The sequence below is a fragment of the Halioxenophilus aromaticivorans genome, assembly GCF_042850945.1.
In the GTDB taxonomy this organism is placed as follows: Bacteria; Pseudomonadota; Gammaproteobacteria; order Pseudomonadales; family Cellvibrionaceae; genus Halioxenophilus; species Halioxenophilus aromaticivorans.
The window spans coordinates 4,070,101-4,090,085 of record NZ_AP031496.1; the positions used below are offsets into that span (position 1 = coordinate 4,070,101).

Sequence of the window (19,985 nt, forward strand, 5' to 3'; positions counted from 1 at the left end):
CTCATAACTATTATTATAGTGTGTACGGGAAAGACCAAACCTCCTGTGATTTAGATCTTCCATAAGGATTTTAAACAATTAAAGATTTTATGTCTAACTTATTAATTTCTTTACCGTTTATCGTGCTGGCCATATACAGACCAATTTTTACCGATCAGTGGCCAATACCAGTACGTTAAACTCAGTAAATGTAGATTTTAATAACACGAGACGTTATTCAACGTTCTTGGCCTCAAAGCCTCTTGACAACCCGCTACGGCAATCCATACAGTGACCTGCAACGCCTGTTGCGCCAGCATAAACCTTACTTGGTTCGTAAGGCGCTAGCGCAGTTTCATCAAAATAAAACAGCAATTATTTGCCAAAAGCGTCTGTTATCGGCGCATTTAAATTAGGGATCCCTTAGTGACTGCATTAATCGTCTTCATTCACGGCGGGCAGCACACCGGCCATTGCTGGCAGCCAACCCAGGCCTACGTTAATCAACTTGCTCAATATCACGGGATATCTCTGCGCACCCTTGCCGTCAACCTTCCCGGCCGTGCCAACCAAGCCGGAGATTTATCCAAACTGGATATTGAACAGGCTACACGCAGTGTTTTAGATCAAATTGAAGCGTTCGACAGCGACAGCCAAAATATTATTTTAGTTGGTCACTCTATGGCCGGTATTACCTTACCCAATGTTGCCATCGGTTTGGGTACGGACAAGGTTCGAGAAGTCGTATTTTTGGCGTGCTGTGTCCCACCCCAGGGTAAAGCGGTGGTAGATACCTTACGCCCACCGATCAGTTGGGTGACCGCGTTACTGATGAGAAATCGACACGTTTCCAAACCGATGCCAACTGCCTTGGCCAAATGGCTTTTCACTAACGGTGCCAGTGCGCAACAACACCAAGTCATGATAGACAGTCTTTGTAGCGAATCCAATTATCTGCCGAAGGACACGGTAGATCGGAGTCAATTTAAAGGCTTTCGCACACGTTGGATTGTTACCCAGAAAGATCGATCACTTTCTCCTAAGCTACAACAATCGTTTATCAAAAATCTGGGCGGTGTCGATCGTATCGACAGTCTGAACACCTGCCACAACGCGATGATTACTGAACCTGAAGCACTGGCAAATCTACTTTTATCTGAACTAATCAGCCCATAAAGCGTAAGTGACATTACCGAACACATTCGCCGATTATTTTTTAATGCTTACTGATGGCAGAAGAATAAGCCTTTACCGGCAAAGCCACTATACTTCACAGGTAACCCCTTATTATCCGCCAGCAGGAGCCGCTTCACCAACAGGCTGGCTATTTCTTGCAGCAACCCAGATAAAACAAAGCGCCGCCGGCGGCAATAACGCAGCCATCCACATAAAGGCCGCGGGATAACCTCCGGAGGTGTCTCGTATCATTGCTGCCATCAAAGGTCCTAAACCAGATATCCCGGCAGCAGCTTGAACAATCCCCATCACCCGTCCAAAAGACTCCAACGGCCAGTGCCTAGAAATCATATTGGCTATCAGCGGCGCGACCCCACCCATCACTAAGGCCAATAACCCCACGCCCAAGATCAGCCGGACAATGGAATCAGACAGCGCGAGCAAAACCATCGCAATGGCCATAATGAACACCAAAGACAAATAAATCAGCACGTGATTTAGACGATCGCTCAGGTAGCCTGCGCTGAGTTTTCCTATGGCCATCGTCACCGAGCTTGAAGAAATGATGAAAGCAACACGTCCCTGGCTAACGCCGATGTCCATGGCAAAAGCGCCCAGATTATGCAGTACGCCAACAAACAGCATCGCCGGCACCATAAAACAAAAACCCAGCATAAAAATTGATGGTTTGTTTACCAAACCGGGGCTTACGCTATCGGGTTCTTTTTTCGGTGGTCGCTCAGCGCCCAATAAAATCAATGCGGGTAGAATAACCAACACTACGCCAATAACCGCCAACACCAAAAATGTGCTGCGCCAACTAAAACTGGTGAGCAGCCCGGAGATGACAAACGGCATTATCAAACCGCCAATAGAGGACCCCAGTGCCGTTACCCCCATAGCCATGCCCCGCCGCTGCGTAATTTTACGAGCCGCGAGCGAGTAAGCCATCAATGGTCCGGCCAGCACCAAGCCTACTGGAATCAGTAATACAAACAATACAATAACAAGCTGATAATTGGGCGCCACGGCGATGGACACCAATGCGCCGATAAAGATCGATAAACTAGCAATAATCAAAATTTTGTTATCGAACCTATCCAGTAACCAGCCACAGACAGGGGAAATTATCATCGCAACCAGCGATGCACCGGTAATGGCTAACATCATCGCGCTGCGCTCTACAGCAAACTCTTGCATCCAGGGCACGACAAACAACGCAAAGCCGTAGCTACCGATACCGGTTGTAAACGCCTGCATTAAACAACAAAAAGCAACGCTAACCCAGGGGTTTTGCCGCAAGGTATTTAACATAACATTTTACTCGCCAAGGCCAGGACAAAACACACTGTGCAACGACACTTTTTTCGGTTAGCCATCCATGCCTAACACAGCGCTTATATCCTTACCGGGTTCTGCATCCGATAGGTATGAAAAATCTCCGTCTTGTTGCCGTTGCCATAATTTCCGCACCAAGAATCGATACCGCACACCCGGTGCGTCAAAGCGTGAATGCTGATCGGCACGTTCGTCATCCGTCAGATAGCAAGGGTTTTGTGGCCGAACAACGGAGTTATCTTGCGGGCCTACGACATAGGCCATACGGGGCATGAGCTGGCGAAATGGGGTGGGCGCTTTGCCCAAACTAAAGGTCTGATCAACTCGTGATCGAAAAGGCCCACTGGGCACAAATGTCTGTACGTTTGGGATGTCAAATCCGGGACGAAAACGCGGGTAAGAAATGCATACATTACTGCGTAAATGAACGTGCAGTGTTGAGCGGAACTCCTGATACTTCGCGCGCACACCTCCAACCCAGCGCATAACGGGTGATACCGGCTTACCCACAACATGTCTTACCCGAGTAAGCGTTTCCGATGTATGCTCAAACGAAACCTCATCCGATTCGGCCTCACCTTCGCCGCCAATTACTTCACCGTGCAAAAAATCGGCATGGGTCAGATCCAGTAGATTCTCAACCGACAGGGACGAGTTACCGTCAAATCTAACTGAGGTGCGCATATAATTGGGGATGCCAACACCATCACGGGGTAAAAACGGTATCTGGGGAATCAACTCAATATCCATAGCATCCGGGTTGCCATACCATACCCATACGTAGCCATAAAATTCCGCCACAAAGTACCGGCCCGAACCACCCGTGAACTGAGTTTTTTTAACCTGTTGCGATGTCAATTGTTCGGGCAGACATTCAGCCGCCATCGCTTTGCCGTTTTCTCGCCAAACATACACAGGTTGCGCATGTATCGCTCTACGTATTGCTTTACTGTTAACGTGAGTCGAATGCGCAATTGGAAACCACGTGTCATGTAAGTCAAAGATGATTGGCGTCCAATTATCTGTTTTTTGACGACGTTCCTCTCGCGGTTTTTTGACCAGCTCTATAACACTCATACCCAATCCTTTTGTTGGTTAACCAGCTCTTTCTGCGACGCGTTGGTAGACGAAGGCTCGACCATAGAATCGTAATCAGAAGTGGGTAAATACAGAGAAGGCCCCGGCAATAAGTCGGCTATGGCCTCACCCTCTACCGAGGCGTTTAGGCTCACCGGGCAACCATTCCCCACCCCGCGTAATTTAATACTCAACGGCGCGGAGGCGGCATAATCGCTGCGCCATACACAACGCCAATGCACCTGCGTGGTGCCGCGTTTACCCGGTACAATCGCCATCAGTACACTCAGTAAAGGTTGATCACCCAAATCCATCAATTGCAACCGGGCAACGGATTCTCTGGGGCAAAGCTCAGTACGCACTAGCAGGCCGGACTTACCCCAGGCGGTCTCGGGTGGTTTACGGTTGTTGGACCAGATCGCGGTTCGGTCGAGTATCAACTTATCAGGCTTTCTCGTAACGTCGCCGAGAAAGAAATCGGTAATACACACTCCCTTGAGAGACAACAATAGATGAGGACCATCGAGCAACGCCGCCAGGTAATCAGCCGCCACCATTGTCACGGTAAAACTGCCCGACGCCGACCGTTCGCCGTCTAACGCCTCCGGCGCGGTCAACAAAAAGTCGTCCGAGGCTTGCTGAGTTAGGTCCGTAACCTCACCGTCTTGGCCAGGAAGCTTGGCGGATAGATAAACAAAACCTTCGTGCACCGATACACTGTAGGCATCAGCGCCTAAATTTGGTGAAATTCGCTCATTAGAATCCAGGTTAGGTATTTTAACGCACCGGCCATGCTCGCCTTCGAACGTCCAACCGTGGTAGGCACAACGCAAATTGCCATCGATGACTTTGCCCAAAGACAACGGTACTCGACGGTGTGGACAACGATCTTCCAACGCCCGCACCTGCCCTGTACCATCGCGGAACAGAACAACGCCCTGCTCGCCAACCTGGACGGCATATGGTTTATCAACCGGTATTTGATCAACTAACCCAACGGGGAACCACACGACGCACCTCCCTACTCATTATTGTTTTTATGACTTAATATTATTGATTGCAGTGCAATCAATACACTGTGTGAACCGGCTGGTTTCGAATAGGCAGTAGCGTAGCCAAAGCCAGCCGGAAGAGAACGATCAGCGTTTCTTCACCTGGATATCGGTATCTTCTAAATCCCAAGTATTGGCGGTTTTACCTTCTTCACGTAGCAGGTATTTCAATACACGGCCTTGTGGGTTTTTAGGTAACTCTGAGCGAAATTCTATGTAACGTGGCAGCGCATAGTACGGCACAACATCGGTTGACCAGTGAAATAAATCCTGCTCGGCCAAGGCCGCGCCAGGATGAAGAACCGCGGTTACCTTCACGTCATCCTCGCCTTTGTCAGAGGGTACGGCGTGAACCGCCACTTCGGCCAGCGCCGTGTGCTGGGAAAACGCCGATTCCATTTCAAAACTGGAAATATTCTCGCCCCGTCGCCGTAAATAGTCTTTTTTACGGTCGACAAAATAAAAGAATCCGTCTTCGTCAAACTTACCGATATCACCGGTGTGAAACCACATATTACGCATTAACTTAAGTGTTTCTTCCGGGCGCCGCCAATACCCCATAAACATCACATCAGGGTGTAAAGGCCGTACCACGACCTCACCAGATTCACCGACCGGCAATTCGCAATCCAATTCGTCTACAATCCTAACATCGTATTCGGGTATACGCTTACCGGAAGAACCCGGTGCGGCGTATTCACCACCTGGTAGCGAGGTAACAACGCAGGCTTCGGTAAGGCCGTAACCGTTACCGCCCACCTGCTTAGCGCCAAATCGTTCGCGCCAAACGGTTTTAGCCTCTTCGGTAAAGGGGTTGCCGCGCACGGTGTGTATTTGACCGTAACAAGCCTTCATTGCTTCATTGTCATCAGCTTGCGCTAACAGCCAACCCATACCGCCAAGAATAGACGCGATGGTTGCACCACTTCGTTGTACTTCGGGCCAAAAGTTTGAAACCGAGAAACGCGGAATGATCGCAACCCGAGCGCCAACCAAAATATTTGAAATAACCCCCACGCAAATGGCGTTCATGTGAAATAACGGTAACGGCGTGATAGTAATATCTTCTGCGGTAGCCGGCCCAGCTCGCAGCTGTTGCCGCGCTAAACTGCACATAAAGTTATAACTCAACATGCACCCTTTGGACGGGCCTGTTGTGCCGGAGGTGTAAATGATACAAGCAAGATCAGAGGGGTTGGGTTTGGCCTCAATCGGGGTAGTATCACTGCCTCTATGATCGTCGAGAGGTGCGCAATTGACTTCAGACAGGTCCGGTTTTGCAACGCTGCCACGATGCAAAATCAACCGTACATCTTTCAACTGGTCAGCGACTTGCCCAATTCGCGCAACATAATCGGCTTCGCAAATGACGATACCTGACCCTGAGTCCACAATTTGGTGCTCAAGAAACTTACCGCGCAACGCTGTGTTGATCGGCACACTTACAGCACACAATTTATTGACCGCCAACCAACTGACGATGGCATCAATATTATTATCCAGCATGCTAACAACGGTATCGCCCGCTTTTACACCCAAATCCGAAAGAGAATGTGCCATGGCGGTGGATAAGTTATCCACTTCTGCGTAGCTATAAAGCTCTCCGCCAAAATCGAGCAGTATTCTCTCAGGGTGTGCCTTAACGGCCCGTTCCAATGCAGCGATAACCGTATCGCGCTCGCCCAAAGACCAGGTTTCTTGGTTTCCCATCCCCTTCATGTTGCAACTCTCTGTCATCGAATTATTGTTTATCGTTATGGCGGCGTGAACCAGAATATAGGCCTGAACAACGCTCGCGATCGATTCAACTCCCCATTGATTAGTATTACTCACCAACGCAGTGTGTGGCTGTACTCAGAGGTCAACAGCACACTCAAAGACCAGTGGCATCAACAGCGCTTGAATTACTGTAAACGTAAATTATACAGATTTTTAAAATATGTCAATTTTAGAGTGAGTCAATTTCTTATGCGACCCTCAATTAATAGCTCAACGACTTTACCGAGCGTCAAATAATCGATGTTGGTCTCTTACGCTAATTCCCTTAGGCTCAGGCGCCTACCAAAGCATTACGTATTAAAAGAATAAACACCCGAGGAAACCAAAGTGATCAATATCACCGTCATTGAACATAATGATACTGAACATACGCTACAAGCCGACACCGACCAATCGGTGATGCAAGCGGTCACCGCCGAAGGCATACCCGGGTTACCAGCCGATTGTGGTGGCGCCTGTGCGTGCGCGACCTGTCATGTGTACGTTGACCCTGCTTGGGTTGACAAATTTCCGCCAGCCGAAGAGCTGGAGCAAAATATGCTCGAGTGTGTGATTCAGCTCGAATCGAACAGCCGACTGTCCTGCCAGTTGCAACTCACCGAGGACGCAGACGGCTTAATCGTTCGCTTGCCAGAAGCGCAATAAGCAATATTTACAGCACTGATGGACTTTAGTTTGCTATTGGTTAATACCGTATAAACTGGTTCAACTACCACTATCCTGAACTTACATTTAACAATAACAAAAGGGTTAGATCATGACAGAAGGAAAACTTGCCGGGCGTGTGGCTATCGTTACCGGTGCCGCGGGTGGCCTGGGCGCAGAAGCGGCCAAAGTGATGGCATCACATGGCGCAAACATTATCATCGCAGACATAAATAAAACCGCAGCAGAAACCGTGGTAAGCGAAATTCAAGGTATGGGCCAGTCGGCTTTCGCCATAGAAACCGATGTATCACAAGAAGAGTCCGTCGCCGAGATGGTTAAGGAAACCATCCGTCAATTTGGTCGGATAGACATTCTACACAACAATGCAGCCATACTAAGCGAAGCACAACGTCAGGGCGATTTGGACGTTATTAATATGGACGTCGAGGCCTGGGATCGCGCTATGGCCGTGAATTTACGCGGCGCTATGCTATGCAGTAAGCACGCCATTCCCCACATGATAAAACTCAATCGCGGCTCGGTTATAAACGCAACATCCGGCCTAGGCACTATGGGCGACCTCACACTCTCGGCCTATGCAGCCTCCAAAGCGGCCTTAATTATGCTTGCTAAGTCCATTGCCGCTCAATACGGCAAACAGGGCATTCGTGCCAACGCACTGTTGATAGGGCTGGCCCCGGCCGAAAACGCTCACGCGACTATGCCACCGGCACTGCTTGATATCATCCGCGAAAACCACCTGACGCCCGAGCTGGGAACCCCTCGCCAAATCGCCGATGCCGTTGCCTTCTTAGCCTGTGATGAATCGTCTTTTGTAAGTGGTTCCGTATTGAGCGTTGATGGCGGGTTTTGCAGTCACACCCCATCCATGGCGGCAATGCGTAAAATGTTTGCCGAAACAGGCAAAAAATCAATGTGAAAAAATAGGGCTAAATTAGCCCTATTTTGTGCCGCCTTTTTATGCCAAGTGTTGTCGTTAATGACTACTGAGCTATGGCTTTTTCGTTACCTTTACGACATTAGTAGCCTTTAAAGTTTGGCACCCTTTTCTCTTTAAAAGCTTGAGCTGCTTCCTTAGCGTCTTCAGACAATTTCAAAATCGCAAATAAATCCAATTCCAACTCGAAGCCTTTTATCAAATCCATATCACCCGACGCTTTTACAGCCCGCTTCACATAATTAGTTGCTACCGGCGGGCGCTTAGCGATAACGCCAGCAAGCTCGGCAACTTCTTTAATATGCGTTTCATTGGAAGACGCAACTCGCGTCACTAAGCCAATCGTGTTTGCTTCATCAGCCTTAACACGCCGGCCTGTTAACATCATATCCATCGCCCGGGCCTGACCAACCACTCGCGGGAGCCTCTGGGTACCGCCGCCTCCAGGGATCAACCCCAACGCCGTCTCGGGCAGGCTCATTACAATATCCGGTGAAGCAAATCGTATATCGCAAGCCAAAGCCAGCTCTAGCCCACCCCCCATACAATAGCCATGCACGGCAGCGATAACCGGTTTATTGATACGGTCGATCGATTCAATCCAACGATTGGCACCCATTCTTTGGCGAATTTCTATGGACGTTTCAATCGGACGCTTCTCTTTGATATCTGCCCCAGCGCAAAAACCACGCGGGCCTTCGCCCCGTATAACAATAACACTGATCTCAGAATCCAAATCCAACAGCGATAGGGCCTCGGGCACCCCGTAGCGAATGTCATCGTTAATTGCGTTTATTTGCTCGGGACGTGTAAGAATAACCCAGCCGATACCTTCGCCTTTTTTTACCGTTACGGCGGGGTTTATTATTTTGACTTCAGTCGACACCTCATGCCTCCTCAAATTCAAACAATTGGCCACGCAGTTGTGCTGGGTCTACACGAATCAACGAGCCCCCACCAACGGCCTCGCAGGATTCCACCCAAGTGTAGGTAACACCGCGCGCGTCCAAATCAGCCGCTTTGGCTTTTAAATCATTAACGGAAACACGAATGTAATAAAGACCTGGCCCCCAATTGTTTAAATACAAACCGGCGTCACAGTCCCAACGCGTTGGCTGGATGATATCTAGGTTAGCACTGGCCACTGCACGAAACGGCATTCTCGCACGTCGATAACCTTCCTCATTGAGCTGCTCCACCGAAAGTGGCTCCCAATCCAAATTAGTGGACAAGCGCCACAGTACATCTTCAAGATTGCGTACCAAAAAGCCTCGTGCTGTCACCCGCACCATATCCGCGGGTTTTGGGTCGCGCGGTAGAGTGGGCTCGGGAGCAAACACCGCTTCAGGCATTTGCAAAGGCTCGGTACCCATAACCTCTATACACAGGCCGCCATCCACAGACGGGCTATAGGTCGGGTTTTCGGGCGTAGTCCCTAACCAAAGGCGATCAAAAGGCATTTCAGGCGTACGCTGAGCCATACGGAAAGGCAGTTCACGACGCATCAATTTATCAATAAAATTACTGAATTTATCTTGTGATAGAGTAATAACGACAGCGTGTGTCATCATGGGACGGTGATGCCCCTGATAATCCTTTAAACTTTCCAAAAAATCATGGAACATCGGATCGCCTGGATTCGGCGCATCCAAATGCCATTGGGGCTCGATGCGTGTTGGCGATACCGCCAACGATTTATGAACACGAAGAAAATGCGCGATATACGGATGGTTATCAAACGCTTGACGCCAGTTTTCGTGCTTGTGGATTCCCAGCTTTTCATGCAGAAGCTGCGCCATTGCGTCTGGATCTTCCAGCATCATATCGGCGCTCATCAATAAATCAAACATGTACATTCTCCGTTATTTTTTATTGCGTTTGTTTCATCAACATGAAAACCGCAATTTTTATGAATTCGTTAAAATCAGGATCTGCGCGCTTTAACCATCTCTGAAAAATCTTTTTTCACTGTCGGATAATAGGTAATTTGACCCTGCATACCGCCGGCGATATCGATGGAAGCGGCACTGATAAAACTGGCAAACTCACTGGCTAAAAATAATGCCATACCGGCGACGTCTTCAGGTTTACCAAAACGCCCGAGCGGTACCACTTTAAGAGCCATAGCGTCGAACTCCTCTCGCGTGACACCTGGGCCCATTTCTTTGTAGTGACGATCCCACTGACCGGTATCAATCCAGCCCATATTAAGGCTATTAACCAAGATATTGTCTTCCGCCAGCTTCATGCCTAAAGACTTACTGAGCGCATGACACGAAGCACGATTGACCACAGAGGGGATGCCTTCAGGCGTCGGAAAAACACCAGCTAACGCGTTAATTTCTATTATGCGCCCCCAGCGCTGTGCACGCATGTGGGGGACAACCGCTTGCGTAAAACGAAAATGCCCCATTTGCAAAACGTTGGCGTGCTCTAGAATATCCTCAGGGCTGAGCGTATCGAGATTACCGCCCTTGCCTTGCCCGGCATTGTTGACAAGCACATCAACACTGCCCCAAGCATCCACCACCTCAGCGACAAACGTTTTGACTTGCTCACTATTGGTCACATCTACCGACCGAGCTATAACCGCTTTGGCCGACCGAGACAGTTCACTACCAATCGCTTGAATAACGTCCTCGTTGCGCGCACACACCGCAACGCAGGCCCCCTCTGCCGCAAAAGCCATTGCAATCGCTTTACCAATACCGCGAGAGGCTCCGGTAACAATAACCCGCTTACCAGTTAGATCTATCTGCATAGTTTTGCCCCGTTATTATTGTTGTTAATCGAGCCGCTCAATGAGGGTCGCTGTGCCCATACCTCCAGCGCAACAAATCGCCTGCAGAGCATAGCGCCCCTGGCGTCTCTCAAGCTCATTTAGCATAGAGGTCATGATGCGAGCACCACTTGCCCCGAGTGGATGTCCCAGCGCAATAGCGCCCCCATTGACATTTAATTTATCGTGCGACACTCCCAGTTCCTTCGCCCAAACCAATGGTACCGGAGCGAACGCTTCATTCACTTCAAAAATATCAATATCGTCTACAGTCAAGCCAACTTGGGCCAATACCTTTTTGGTCGACGCGATAGGGCCGGTTAACATTAACGTAGGGTCAGAGCCTACCGTTAAGCATTTAACGATACGCGCTCGCGGTGTGAGGCCATACTGCTTACATGCTGCTTCAGATGCTAACAATACCACTGCAGCACCATCCGAGATTTGAGAAGAGTTGCCTGCCGTTAGCCGCCCATCCTCGCGGAAACTGGCTTTAAGCGTTGCAAGTTTTTCGATGTTGCTGCCCGCTCTGATGGTTTCATCCGCAGCCAGACTCTCAGGAACACCGTCTACATTATTTCGTTCTTGTAATTGTTGTACCGGCACTGGGATGATTTCGCCATCAAAATAACCCGCGCTGACAGCCGCCGCCGCAAGCTCATGAGAACGCACCGCAAAGCCATCTAACTCCGACCGCGTTAACGACCAATGATCAACCAAGCGCTCGGCGGCTTCACCCTGCCCGGTAAGCTCATAACGCTGCTCAATCATCCAGCCAAAAGCCTCGCCGTAGAGCTCACGATTACCACCCATTTTAACTCGGCTCATTACCTCGGCACCACCGGCAACAATCAGGTCAGCGCAGCCATTGGCAATAAAACCAGCACCCACGTGCACGGCAACCTCACCAGACCCACATTTACGATCAACCGTAAGCCCGGGAATGGAATCAGGCCAACCCGCACTCAGTAAACCGGTACGCGCAATATTTGCCGATTGCTCCCCGACCTGGGTGACACACCCTAAAATCACATCGTCAATCGCTTTTGCGGGTAAGTCATTGCGCGCTATTAATGCGTTTAATACATGTGCACTAAGATGGTCTGCGCGGACATTGGCAAGGCTGCCATTATAGCGACCAACCGGGGTGCGTACGGCATCAACAATAAAAACATCACTCACAATAAGCTACCCTTCAAACCGCTTCCGGCGATACGCTTACCTTGTTCATCATACTGATAAACGCCATGACCGGTTTTGCGGCCATAACGCCCGGCCGCAACCATTTTAATAATCAGTGGACAAGGTCGAAATTTTTCACCTAATGTAGAGTGCAGATATTTGAGAACCGAAAGCCGAGTATCCCAACCGGTTAGGTCGCCCAATTCCAGTGGCCCCATCGGATGATTGAACCCCATGCGCAAAGCGGTATCGATATCTTCAGCGCTGGCGGTTCCTTCTTGTAACATCCACATTGCCTCGTTGCCCAGCATCGCCGACATACGACTGGTGGTTAAACCCGGAGACTCGTTAACTAAAATAGACGTCTTTTTGATCGCTTCACACCATTGCTGTGTCGCGCCGATGGTCGCTTCGTCGGTAGCCAGGCCCAACACCAGCTCTACCAATTTCATTTTATGCACTGGGTTAAAAAAGTGCATACCGATCACTCGGTTAGGACGATCCATTACGCTGGCAATTTCAGTAACACTCAACGCTGATGTGTTAGTCGCGATAATGGCGTCAGCACTGAGCACGGATTCAGCAGCCGTGACCACGGCTTGTTTAATCGCCAAATTTTCGGACACGGTTTCTATTAGCAGGGAAGCGTCTTGGGGAGAAGACTCTACACTGGTGGATGAGGTTAAACACGCCTTGGCTGTTGCGGCCTCTGCTTCGCTCACCTTACCGAGCTTTACTCCGCCATCCAGTATTCCATGAATAGAATCAACGGCTTTCGCCAGTGCCTGCTCGTTTGTATCGACCAGTAGTGTACTGAATCCTTGGCTGGCAAACGCGTGCGCGATACCGGTACCCATTAGTCCTGACCCAACCACGACTACTTTGCTGTTTTTGTCACTCATTTATTATTCTCCCATGCTTACTACTGGCACATTGTTCGTACAATATTTATTGCCAACTAACAGTTCTTTTCTGCAACGCGATTCGCTAACGCACCAATATTTTCGATCGATGCCTCCACCAATTCTCCGGGATTAAGAAACTTCCCAGTGCCCTGGCCTACACCGTCTGGGGAGCCGGTGAACAGTATATCGCCCGCACAAAAACTAGACCGTTGCTCTACAAAGGTTATCAATTGGCCTACATCCCAGGTCATGTCTGCCGTGGTGCCGTTTTGACGCAGATCACCATCAACGGACAAACGCAGATTCAATATCGGGCTACCAGTAGGAAATTCGTCGCGCGTTACAATCCACGGGCCAACACCGGTTGTTTTATCTTGGCTCTTGGCTGCGAACAAATCCATGCCGATACCCTTAGGACCGCTGCGCTGTAAATCACGCGCACTAACGTCGTTACCTACGGTATAACCCAACACACTGTGCAATGGATTTGCTAGATCTACAGGCGATAAACCCAGCGCCACCACCAACTCAACTTCGTGATCTAATTCATTGGTTAATTTGGGGTAACAAATGTCGTCGTTGGCCCCGATTAAGGCGCCATACGCTTTGAGAAACGCCACCGGTTGCGGCGGCGCCGACAAGCCAAAGTCGTCAGCCAGGTGTTTAGCGTAATTTGCGCCGGCTACCACCACTCTATTAACCGGCTCAACGGGTGGCAATAATCGAACTTCAGACAACGCCAGCGACTGATCAACCAAAGGTAGAACCGACACCTGAGCAGCACCTTCATTGATAGTGCGCGTTAACGCCGGGCCCCACTCAGAAAATGGCGCGTCGATCGGGGTAACGGTTTGCGTATCGGTATCTACAAGCGCCCAAAATGGGCGCTCATTTATTTCGCAACGGGCCAGTTTCATAATCAGACAACCTTGGCAGGTGAGCCGATTTTAGCTGGATCCAAATGCAGTAACTCACACGCATTCTTCCAACGAATCTTCTGTAAATCCTCATCGGTTAATTTTAAACCTTCGGTCAAATCATGACGCACAGCATCACTACCGCCAAAATTAGACCCATAGAGCACGCGGTCGGCACCAATAATATCGACCATGGCCTGCCGCATTGGTAGCTCATGCAACTCAACATCGAAATAGAAGTTTGGAAGATACTCTAAAAAGGGCTTTTTATTATGGAAGGTATCCAAGTTAGGGTTAGTTTGAGCAAAGCGCCCCAACTGATACGGAATAAAACCACCACCATGGGTGATGTACACTTTTAATTTAGGGAAACGATCAAACACGCCGCCATTGATCATGTACCAAAGGCACTTCGATTCGTCGTAGTTCATGCCAACGATAGCGGTGGTCTCATAGCGATCCGTGTTGGCTTTATCCCCCCAGGTTACCGACTGGTTATAACCATGAACAAACATCGGCAAATCAAGATCGCACAATGCAGCCCAAACCGGGTCCATCTCTGGCGAGTCAAACTCCAGCCCACCAAAATTCGAACCACCGGCTACCAAACCTTTTGCCCCAAGCTGGGTGCAGGCCCGGCGAATTTCTTTCGCCGCTTCTTCGGGTACATTAAGCGGAGCGTGTGCCCAAAACATCAAACGATCGGGTGCGCCCGAACAGTAGTCCGCCAAAACATCATTTACTTTACGAGCAAAGGGAACGCCAAACTCAGGCTCTGCCCAATACATGTAACAGTGGCTGGGAACTGACACCACTTGGGCATTCTGACCGGCAGCATCCATTCCGGCCAAACGCGTTTTTGGGTCGCGCCATTTCTCCATATACTCTTTTACGTCCAAGGTCTTACCCTCAGCATGCGCCTTGCGCAGTGCCGCCTTGCGCTCGGGGGCACCCAAGGTTAAAACCCAGTCGCCAACGCGTAATTTGATATCACCGTCGCTTTGCAGCTCAAAGGCTGGGCCCCAGTACGGGTGTTGGTTGTAGTAATCAGGATGCGGTGCGTGAGCGTGAAGATCGATAAGCATGGATTAGAACCCTCCGATACACGGCAGAACAGCGAAAGCCAATAGCCGTGTTACCTATAATTTTTATTAATAATCAAATCGTATAGGCTGATAAAGCCCCAACGAAACCGAGACACCGACAAATATATACAGATATTTATTTTATGTCTAACTTGTTTTGTCGGTTTCCCGTAAATCAGTAAGAAAAAAGGCTAGTTTAAAACAGCTCGCGGTAAATTTAGACGTCTATAATCGGTGTGCCTTGAGGCCTGGAATTATAACCGGGCAAATGCAAACCACCGTCAACATGCAGTGTTTCTCCCGTCACATAACGCGATAAATCACTGGCTAAAAACAATGCCGCCGGGCCGATATCCTCTTCAGGGTCGCCGCAACGCCCAAGCGGCCTCATTGCTGCCGCACGCTCTTTAAACTCGGGGTTCTCGGCAGCCATTTTATGAAACGTAGCCCCCATCGCAGTCGGTGCAATGGCGTTGACGGTAATATTAAAACGCCCCCACTCCGCAGCAGCACTGCGAGTCAAGCCTATAATGCCTGCTTTGGCGGTATTGTAATCCGCATGCAACCAAGCGCCGATGTCGACATCGATAGAAAAGAAATTAATTATTTTGCCACCGCCGCGTTGACGCATATGAGGCAAGCATGCCTGCATTGCCCACCAGCTGGCCTTGATGGTAGACGTCAGCGTTTGTTCTAACATCTCATCTGTTTTCTCTTCAAACAAAACATTGGGCGTAGGAACAAAAGCATTATTTACTAGGATATCAACACCGCCGAACGCCTCTACGGCTGCATCCACAGCGCCCAACAAGGACGTTTTATCCGTCACATCGGTTTTAATAAAAAGCCCTTCTCCACCTAACGCGCTCAATTCATCAGCAACTTGAGCCCCCGCTTTTGAATCGATCTCGGCCACGACAACACAGGCACCTTCGCGAGCAAAACGACGCGCAATTCCTCGGCCTATGCCGCCCCCGCCACCCGTGATTAGAGCCACCTTCCCGGTAAGTAATCCCATAGTATTTCTCTCATTTATTGTTTGTTCCGCTACCGACAGTTTACGTGCAAATTATTTTGCACCACTATACGAAACCGTATATATTGAACATATTTAATAATAATGTATATGTTTTTGTAATCCTAGGGGAATTCGCCATGCCTAGCTTTAGACGTGTCATCGAGATTAGGACACTAGGCAACCAACAACAGGGCTCTATTAAAGCCGCACTAGAAGACGACTACCATCACTTCCGCGTCGAGTTGAGGGTGACGGACGGCACCATTAAATTTGCCAAAGGTACGGCCCTACGCACCCCCTACACACTGTGCAAAAATTCCGTGGAAGCCTTACCATCTCTGGAAGGTAAATCCGCCGTATCAACTAGCCAAGCCATTAATCAAATAACCGATGCTAAATTGCAATGCACCCATCAACTCGATTTAGCCGGGCTCGGCTTAGCCGCTCTAGCCAAGCATATTGCCCGCCGACGTTATGATATCGAAGTACCTCGTCATGTGAACGGCCAAACGACACCATCATTATCCCGCGATGGCGATCCCTATCTTTGCTGGACTGTCGACAACGATGAAATTAAATCGCCTGATCTATTTGCAGGCGTTTCAATTGGCCGGGGGATGGCAAGCTGGGCAAGCAGCCACCTAGATCCTGAGATGACAGAAGCGACATTGGTTCTACGCCGATGCACCATGATATCCGTTGGCAGGTTAAGAAATTTAGATCTAGAGCGGCACGCCCACCCCTGGGGCCGATGTTATGTGCAACAGCCCGAGCGAGCCATATACGCAACGCGTATCATTGGCTCAACGCAGGACTTTACCAACCGCTTAAACACGCTTTGCTCACAAGACCAGAACTGGTTACGGTTATAACCCGCCCTCCCCGTTTGGACCTGCTCACAAATCAATTTATTTTAGCCGTATCGGCCCGCCCACACACTAACCGCAAGCAGCGTACGTTGCAGGCCGACCACGCTTACAAAAAAATCTGTAAATTAGGCGTGCCCAATAAAGCCTGATCAATAATGACTTCTCGCTCGAACAACTTAAAGCCGTTATCAACCTTGCGTAATTTATCATGTCGCTCGCAAGGTATCAGGTCAAAAAAATCATCGTCAAATCGATTACGGCTAACCATGGCGTAATTAATTACCGAAAATTCATCGCTTTTGTCTGTATTAAAAACCTGCACATTGGACACAAATCGACGGATCCTCGACGGCGGGTTTTCAGCCCAAGCACTGCGCCCACACAAACGCATAATACGGCCCATGATAGAACGATAGTTATCGTCCATATGCATTACAGTACGAATCACTGTTTTAGATTGGCTGGCAAGGTCTAGCGTGTGTCGCATAGGGACGGTGTAAACCAAATCCTCAGCCAACATAGAGCCCCATTCTTGCAATTTCATGTTGTCAAGTAGCAACGCTTCTGTGTAGTAGTGCTGCAGGATTTGATTATAGACTTCAGCTCCGATTGCCACCGGCTCTCCGAGCCCCTGATAAACAGAAAATGTCGTTTCACTCATGATTTCATCTCCTAGGAATTGGTATTCTTGGTAAATAGTTAGCTTGCGAGCTTAGTCTTCAGCCGTCATTAACTCGTACCAATATTTCCACCAATGCCACTGAGTGTCGTCTTTCGTGAAACCTTCATTTACGATGCCAGGCCCAGGCCAACCTTCCGGTTTACCCGTTTCATATATTGCTTGATATTTTAAAGTACTGTTTCGCCCTTGAGCGCCTTTTGCCGATAAGGTCATGTGCGGCCAAGTATCGGAGTCATCGGATTCGACCATGCCAGACGTACCCAACAATTGAACACTTTGCTGAATCATCTGCTCTTTCAACTCAGGAGGCGTATCTCTCTCTACGAATATCCAATTGGTGAACTCCAGCTTATCTGGGCCTTTTGGCACATAAGTGTGCAAAGCCAAAGAGCCCACCACAGTTCCATCCGGTTGCGGCAGATAGAGAAATTCAAAAATTATGTTCGGAAACATACCGCCCACCTGCGGCGGCATCCAGGCCATTACTTCCAGCTGCTCAGGCGTCATGGTTTCAAATAAATCATCAACCATTTCTGAGGTCATACCAGGAGGTGGTAAAGCGCGAAGCTTTTCCTCTACCGACAGCTCTGAAGGATCTTTACCCGTTAATTTAACGATTTTTCGAGCCAAATCGATACAACGCAGTGCATGACCATGGGGAGAACTGACTTCAGCGCCCAACATCTCTTTAGCCAACTCACTGCCTTGTGTGCCTTCATCAGAAGAATAGTTACCCATCTCGCCAAGCCAACGGTGTAAGGTTAGCGTGTGGTAACCATCCGCAGCCGACTGTTCCCCTGCTGTTTTCCAGTTAGCGCGAATAATAAAACGCTGTGGGGGACCAGCTACTTCCAGACCTTTCTTTGAGCGACAATACAGCATGTCGTAATACCACTTGGTATCCCCTAAAAACTCTTCCAGTGATGGGCCGTTTATATTCCAAGTCGCCCAAACTAAGCCGCCGTATAACGTTACTCGTGCTTTGGTTAAGCCCAACTCTTCTTTACCACGCATTTTGCCGTGCATGCACTGATCTGCAACCGGAGAACCGAGAAAATCCCCGTCAGATTTAAACGCCCAGCCGTGATAGATACAGGTATGGACGTTGGTATTACCACTTTCATGGGTCGTAATTTTCATACCACGATGAGGACATACGTTAAGCATGACATGAACTTCGCCTTTGCGATCACGACTTACAATAACGGAATCTTCGCCCATATGGCGCTGCATAAAATCGCCTTTGTTCGGTATTTCAGATTCATGACCAAGTAACAGCCAAATCTTTCCGAAGATTTTTTCTTGTTCTATATCGTAAATTTCTCGATCTGAAAGCGTGCGCAGCTTAACTTCACGCATTTCCAAATCCACCAAATCACTAATGGCAGTGCCATCAGCCAGCCTTCTGCCCGTTTTCTGTGTCATATTATTCTCCTAATCAGAGCCTCTGTTGGGTGCCTAGCGGCGCCCAAACGGTAAGATCATTATCCTTCAGGCTTTATAATTTTACTTCGCAAAATGCCAATTTGTTCAATCTCAAGCTCGACCACATCGTTTGGCTTGAGATAGCGTAATTGTTCCAGGCCGCAACCATTGCCAACGGTTCCAGAGCCCAGAACTTCTCCAGGATACAGCGTCTCATCTTGCGAAATGTGGGCAATTACATCCTCGAATTGCCAGTGCATTTCTCGAGTATTACCGCGACCCCACTCTTCACCATTAACGCGCGCGATCATAGTTAAATTATACGGATCTTCAATTTCATCAAGGGTAACCAGACACGGCCCCATGACATTGCCTGTATCGAAATCTTTTCCTTTAGCGGGACCTAATTTCCCGGGCATTTCTCGTCCCTGCGCATCCCGCGCACTCATATCATTAAAAATAGTAAAGCCGGCAATGTAATCTCGCGCTTTTTCTCGTGCGATGTTTTTACCTTTTTTAGCAATATAACAACCAAGTTCTAATTCAAAATCCATCAAACGGCTGTAGGAAGGCCAGATCACATCTTGATCGGCACCAATCACTGCAAAACGATTTGCCTTGTAATAAATGGGCTGGCGGCGAAACGCCTCGATAACACGATCGTCTTCGCTGGTATCAATTTCTTTGAGGGCGGCTTCCGGATCAGGCTCACGAGCAACCTTTGCTCTTCTGGCTGCTTGGTAACACTGCTGTAAATGCAATTCAAAGCAGGAACAATCCCGTATTTGGGGTGGCGGCTGAATGGGTGCCAACAGTGTGACTGTGGCGCGCTCGATTACCGCAGCCGTTGGCGCTTTAGCGACCAGCGCTCTGGCTGCCGCAAGAGCACCCTGGCCCGCATCTAGCAGACTCTGGATGCTACTAAATTCTGGCCCAGCTGTACCGCTTGTACTGGCTGCTTGCTGTAGATCAACAATCAGCTGATCCTGTTCGATAAAAGCGCCCGCACGCTGTAAACCTTGCTGATCTTGATAGGTAACAAGCCGCACTTAATACTCCCGAAGATTGTTATTGGTCTGCTCGATCATCAATGCGCCTGATTCGTTGTTGTGTAGC

General features: G+C 49.2%; 19 protein-coding genes. 4 read left to right on the plus strand and 15 right to left on the minus strand.

Translation table 11 applies throughout. The annotated features are described in order from the left end of the window. The first annotated feature begins 405 nt into the window (after window positions 1-405). Window positions 406-1,155, plus strand: a complete 750-nt coding sequence (locus ACGHM3_RS17445) for an alpha/beta hydrolase (RefSeq protein WP_345425721.1) — start codon at window positions 406-408, stop codon at window positions 1,153-1,155. A 111-nt stretch (window positions 1,156-1,266) separates the two neighbouring features. Here ACGHM3_RS17445 and ACGHM3_RS17450 read toward each other — a convergent pair whose 3' ends face one another. The 4 genes from ACGHM3_RS17450 to ACGHM3_RS17465 all read right to left on the minus strand — a co-directional run bounded on the left by ACGHM3_RS17450 (window position 1,267) and on the right by ACGHM3_RS17465 (window position 6,341). Beyond that, complete coding sequence (locus ACGHM3_RS17450; RefSeq protein WP_345425724.1) at window positions 1,267-2,469, minus strand: MFS transporter; 1,203 nt, start codon at window positions 2,467-2,469, stop codon at window positions 1,267-1,269. Window positions 2,470-2,526: 57 nt separating this feature from the next. Further along, a complete protein-coding gene (locus ACGHM3_RS17455; protein ID WP_345425726.1) occupies window positions 2,527-3,570 on the minus strand; it encodes an aromatic ring-hydroxylating dioxygenase subunit alpha in 1,044 nt (347 codons plus the stop codon). Next, window positions 3,567-4,580, minus strand: a complete 1,014-nt coding sequence (locus tag ACGHM3_RS17460; RefSeq protein ID WP_345425729.1) for a Rieske 2Fe-2S domain-containing protein — start codon at window positions 4,578-4,580, stop codon at window positions 3,567-3,569. Before ACGHM3_RS17460 ends, ACGHM3_RS17455 begins: the two co-directional genes overlap by 4 nt. Before the next feature lie 129 nt (window positions 4,581-4,709). Beyond that, the gene (locus tag ACGHM3_RS17465) at window positions 4,710-6,341 is read right to left on the minus strand and encodes an ATP-dependent acyl-CoA ligase (protein ID WP_345425732.1); all 1,632 of its coding nucleotides are present in this window, start codon (window positions 6,339-6,341) and stop codon (window positions 4,710-4,712) included. Window positions 6,342-6,728: 387 nt separating this feature from the next. Here ACGHM3_RS17465 and ACGHM3_RS17470 point away from each other — a divergent pair, with 387 nt between their 5' ends. After that, on the plus strand, window positions 6,729-7,046 hold the full coding sequence (locus tag ACGHM3_RS17470) for a 2Fe-2S iron-sulfur cluster-binding protein (protein ID WP_345425735.1): 318 nt from the start codon (window positions 6,729-6,731) through the stop codon (window positions 7,044-7,046). Between the two features lie 112 nt (window positions 7,047-7,158). Further along, window positions 7,159-7,989, plus strand: coding sequence for an SDR family oxidoreductase (locus tag ACGHM3_RS17475; RefSeq protein WP_345425738.1), 831 nt, complete (start codon window positions 7,159-7,161; stop codon window positions 7,987-7,989). 100 nt (window positions 7,990-8,089) lie between these two features. Here the strand turns inward: ACGHM3_RS17475 and ACGHM3_RS17480 are convergent, their stop codons facing one another. The 8 genes from ACGHM3_RS17480 to ACGHM3_RS17515 form a co-directional block, all read right to left on the minus strand. After that, the gene (locus tag ACGHM3_RS17480; RefSeq protein ID WP_345425741.1) at window positions 8,090-8,893 is read right to left on the minus strand and encodes an enoyl-CoA hydratase/isomerase family protein; all 804 of its coding nucleotides are present in this window, start codon (window positions 8,891-8,893) and stop codon (window positions 8,090-8,092) included. 1 nt (window position 8,894) lies between these two features. Next, window positions 8,895-9,857 carry a lactoylglutathione lyase gene (locus ACGHM3_RS17485; protein WP_345425744.1) on the minus strand — a complete coding sequence of 321 codons (963 nt, stop codon included), beginning with the start codon at window positions 9,855-9,857 and terminating at the stop codon, window positions 8,895-8,897. 74 nt (window positions 9,858-9,931) lie between these two features. After that, window positions 9,932-10,768, minus strand: coding sequence for an SDR family oxidoreductase (locus ACGHM3_RS17490; RefSeq protein ID WP_345425747.1), 837 nt, complete (start codon window positions 10,766-10,768; stop codon window positions 9,932-9,934). A 24-nt stretch (window positions 10,769-10,792) separates the two neighbouring features. Next, complete coding sequence (locus ACGHM3_RS17495) at window positions 10,793-11,968, minus strand: thiolase family protein (protein ID WP_345425750.1); 1,176 nt, start codon at window positions 11,966-11,968, stop codon at window positions 10,793-10,795. Continuing rightward, entirely contained in the window at window positions 11,965-12,870 is a 906-nt protein-coding gene (locus ACGHM3_RS17500; RefSeq protein ID WP_345425753.1) for a 3-hydroxyacyl-CoA dehydrogenase, read from the minus strand. The genes ACGHM3_RS17495 and ACGHM3_RS17500 overlap by 4 nt, the downstream gene beginning before the upstream one ends. Before the next feature lie 56 nt (window positions 12,871-12,926). Further along, window positions 12,927-13,790 (minus strand): fumarylacetoacetate hydrolase family protein, encoded by an 864-nt coding sequence (locus tag ACGHM3_RS17505; RefSeq protein WP_345425756.1) that lies wholly within the window; start codon window positions 13,788-13,790, stop codon window positions 12,927-12,929. Window positions 13,791-13,792: 2 nt separating this feature from the next. Continuing rightward, window positions 13,793-14,875 (minus strand): amidohydrolase family protein, encoded by a 1,083-nt coding sequence (locus ACGHM3_RS17510; RefSeq protein WP_345425759.1) that lies wholly within the window; start codon window positions 14,873-14,875, stop codon window positions 13,793-13,795. Between the two features lie 217 nt (window positions 14,876-15,092). Next, window positions 15,093-15,893, minus strand: coding sequence for a glucose 1-dehydrogenase (locus tag ACGHM3_RS17515; protein ID WP_345425761.1), 801 nt, complete (start codon window positions 15,891-15,893; stop codon window positions 15,093-15,095). 137 nt (window positions 15,894-16,030) lie between these two features. Here ACGHM3_RS17515 and ACGHM3_RS17520 point away from each other — a divergent pair, with 137 nt between their 5' ends. Then, window positions 16,031-16,765, plus strand: coding sequence for a hypothetical protein (locus ACGHM3_RS17520; protein WP_345425763.1), 735 nt, complete (start codon window positions 16,031-16,033; stop codon window positions 16,763-16,765). A gap of 103 nt (window positions 16,766-16,868) precedes the next feature. Here ACGHM3_RS17520 and ACGHM3_RS17525 read toward each other — a convergent pair whose 3' ends face one another. The 3 genes from ACGHM3_RS17525 to ACGHM3_RS17535 are packed head-to-tail and all read right to left on the minus strand — an operon-like array spanning window position 16,869 to window position 19,918. Then, window positions 16,869-17,423, minus strand: a complete 555-nt coding sequence (locus tag ACGHM3_RS17525) for a 3-phenylpropionate/cinnamic acid dioxygenase subunit beta (protein ID WP_345425766.1) — start codon at window positions 17,421-17,423, stop codon at window positions 16,869-16,871. A gap of 51 nt (window positions 17,424-17,474) precedes the next feature. Then, on the minus strand, window positions 17,475-18,869 hold the full coding sequence (locus ACGHM3_RS17530) for an aromatic ring-hydroxylating dioxygenase subunit alpha (RefSeq protein ID WP_345425769.1): 1,395 nt from the start codon (window positions 18,867-18,869) through the stop codon (window positions 17,475-17,477). A gap of 59 nt (window positions 18,870-18,928) precedes the next feature. Continuing rightward, window positions 18,929-19,918 (minus strand): fumarylacetoacetate hydrolase family protein, encoded by a 990-nt coding sequence (locus ACGHM3_RS17535; RefSeq protein WP_345425772.1) that lies wholly within the window; start codon window positions 19,916-19,918, stop codon window positions 18,929-18,931. Window positions 19,919-19,985 lie beyond the last annotated feature (67 nt).

Coding starts and splice junctions, on each gene's coding strand:
- ACGHM3_RS17450 (WP_345425724.1), bottom strand. CDS start 2,469: ATGTTAAATACCTTGCGGCAAAACCCCTGGGTTAGCGTTGCTTTTTGT.
- ACGHM3_RS17455 (WP_345425726.1), bottom strand. CDS start 3,570: ATGAGTGTTATAGAGCTGGTCAAAAAACCGCGAGAGGAACGTCGTCAA.
- ACGHM3_RS17465 (WP_345425732.1), bottom strand. CDS start 6,341: ATGAAGGGGATGGGAAACCAAGAAACCTGGTCTTTGGGCGAGCGCGAT.
- ACGHM3_RS17475 (WP_345425738.1), top strand. CDS start 7,159: ATGACAGAAGGAAAACTTGCCGGGCGTGTGGCTATCGTTACCGGTGCC.
- ACGHM3_RS17485 (WP_345425744.1), bottom strand. CDS start 9,857: ATGTTTGATTTATTGATGAGCGCCGATATGATGCTGGAAGATCCAGAC.
- ACGHM3_RS17490 (WP_345425747.1), bottom strand. CDS start 10,768: ATGCAGATAGATCTAACTGGTAAGCGGGTTATTGTTACCGGAGCCTCT.
- ACGHM3_RS17500 (WP_345425753.1), bottom strand. CDS start 12,870: ATGAGTGACAAAAACAGCAAAGTAGTCGTGGTTGGGTCAGGACTAATG.
- ACGHM3_RS17505 (WP_345425756.1), bottom strand. CDS start 13,790: ATGAAACTGGCCCGTTGCGAAATAAATGAGCGCCCATTTTGGGCGCTT.
- ACGHM3_RS17510 (WP_345425759.1), bottom strand. CDS start 14,875: ATGCTTATCGATCTTCACGCTCACGCACCGCATCCTGATTACTACAAC.
- ACGHM3_RS17515 (WP_345425761.1), bottom strand. CDS start 15,893: ATGGGATTACTTACCGGGAAGGTGGCTCTAATCACGGGTGGCGGGGGC.
- ACGHM3_RS17520 (WP_345425763.1), top strand. CDS start 16,031: ATGCCTAGCTTTAGACGTGTCATCGAGATTAGGACACTAGGCAACCAA.
- ACGHM3_RS17525 (WP_345425766.1), bottom strand. CDS start 17,423: ATGAGTGAAACGACATTTTCTGTTTATCAGGGGCTCGGAGAGCCGGTG.
- ACGHM3_RS17530 (WP_345425769.1), bottom strand. CDS start 18,869: ATGACACAGAAAACGGGCAGAAGGCTGGCTGATGGCACTGCCATTAGT.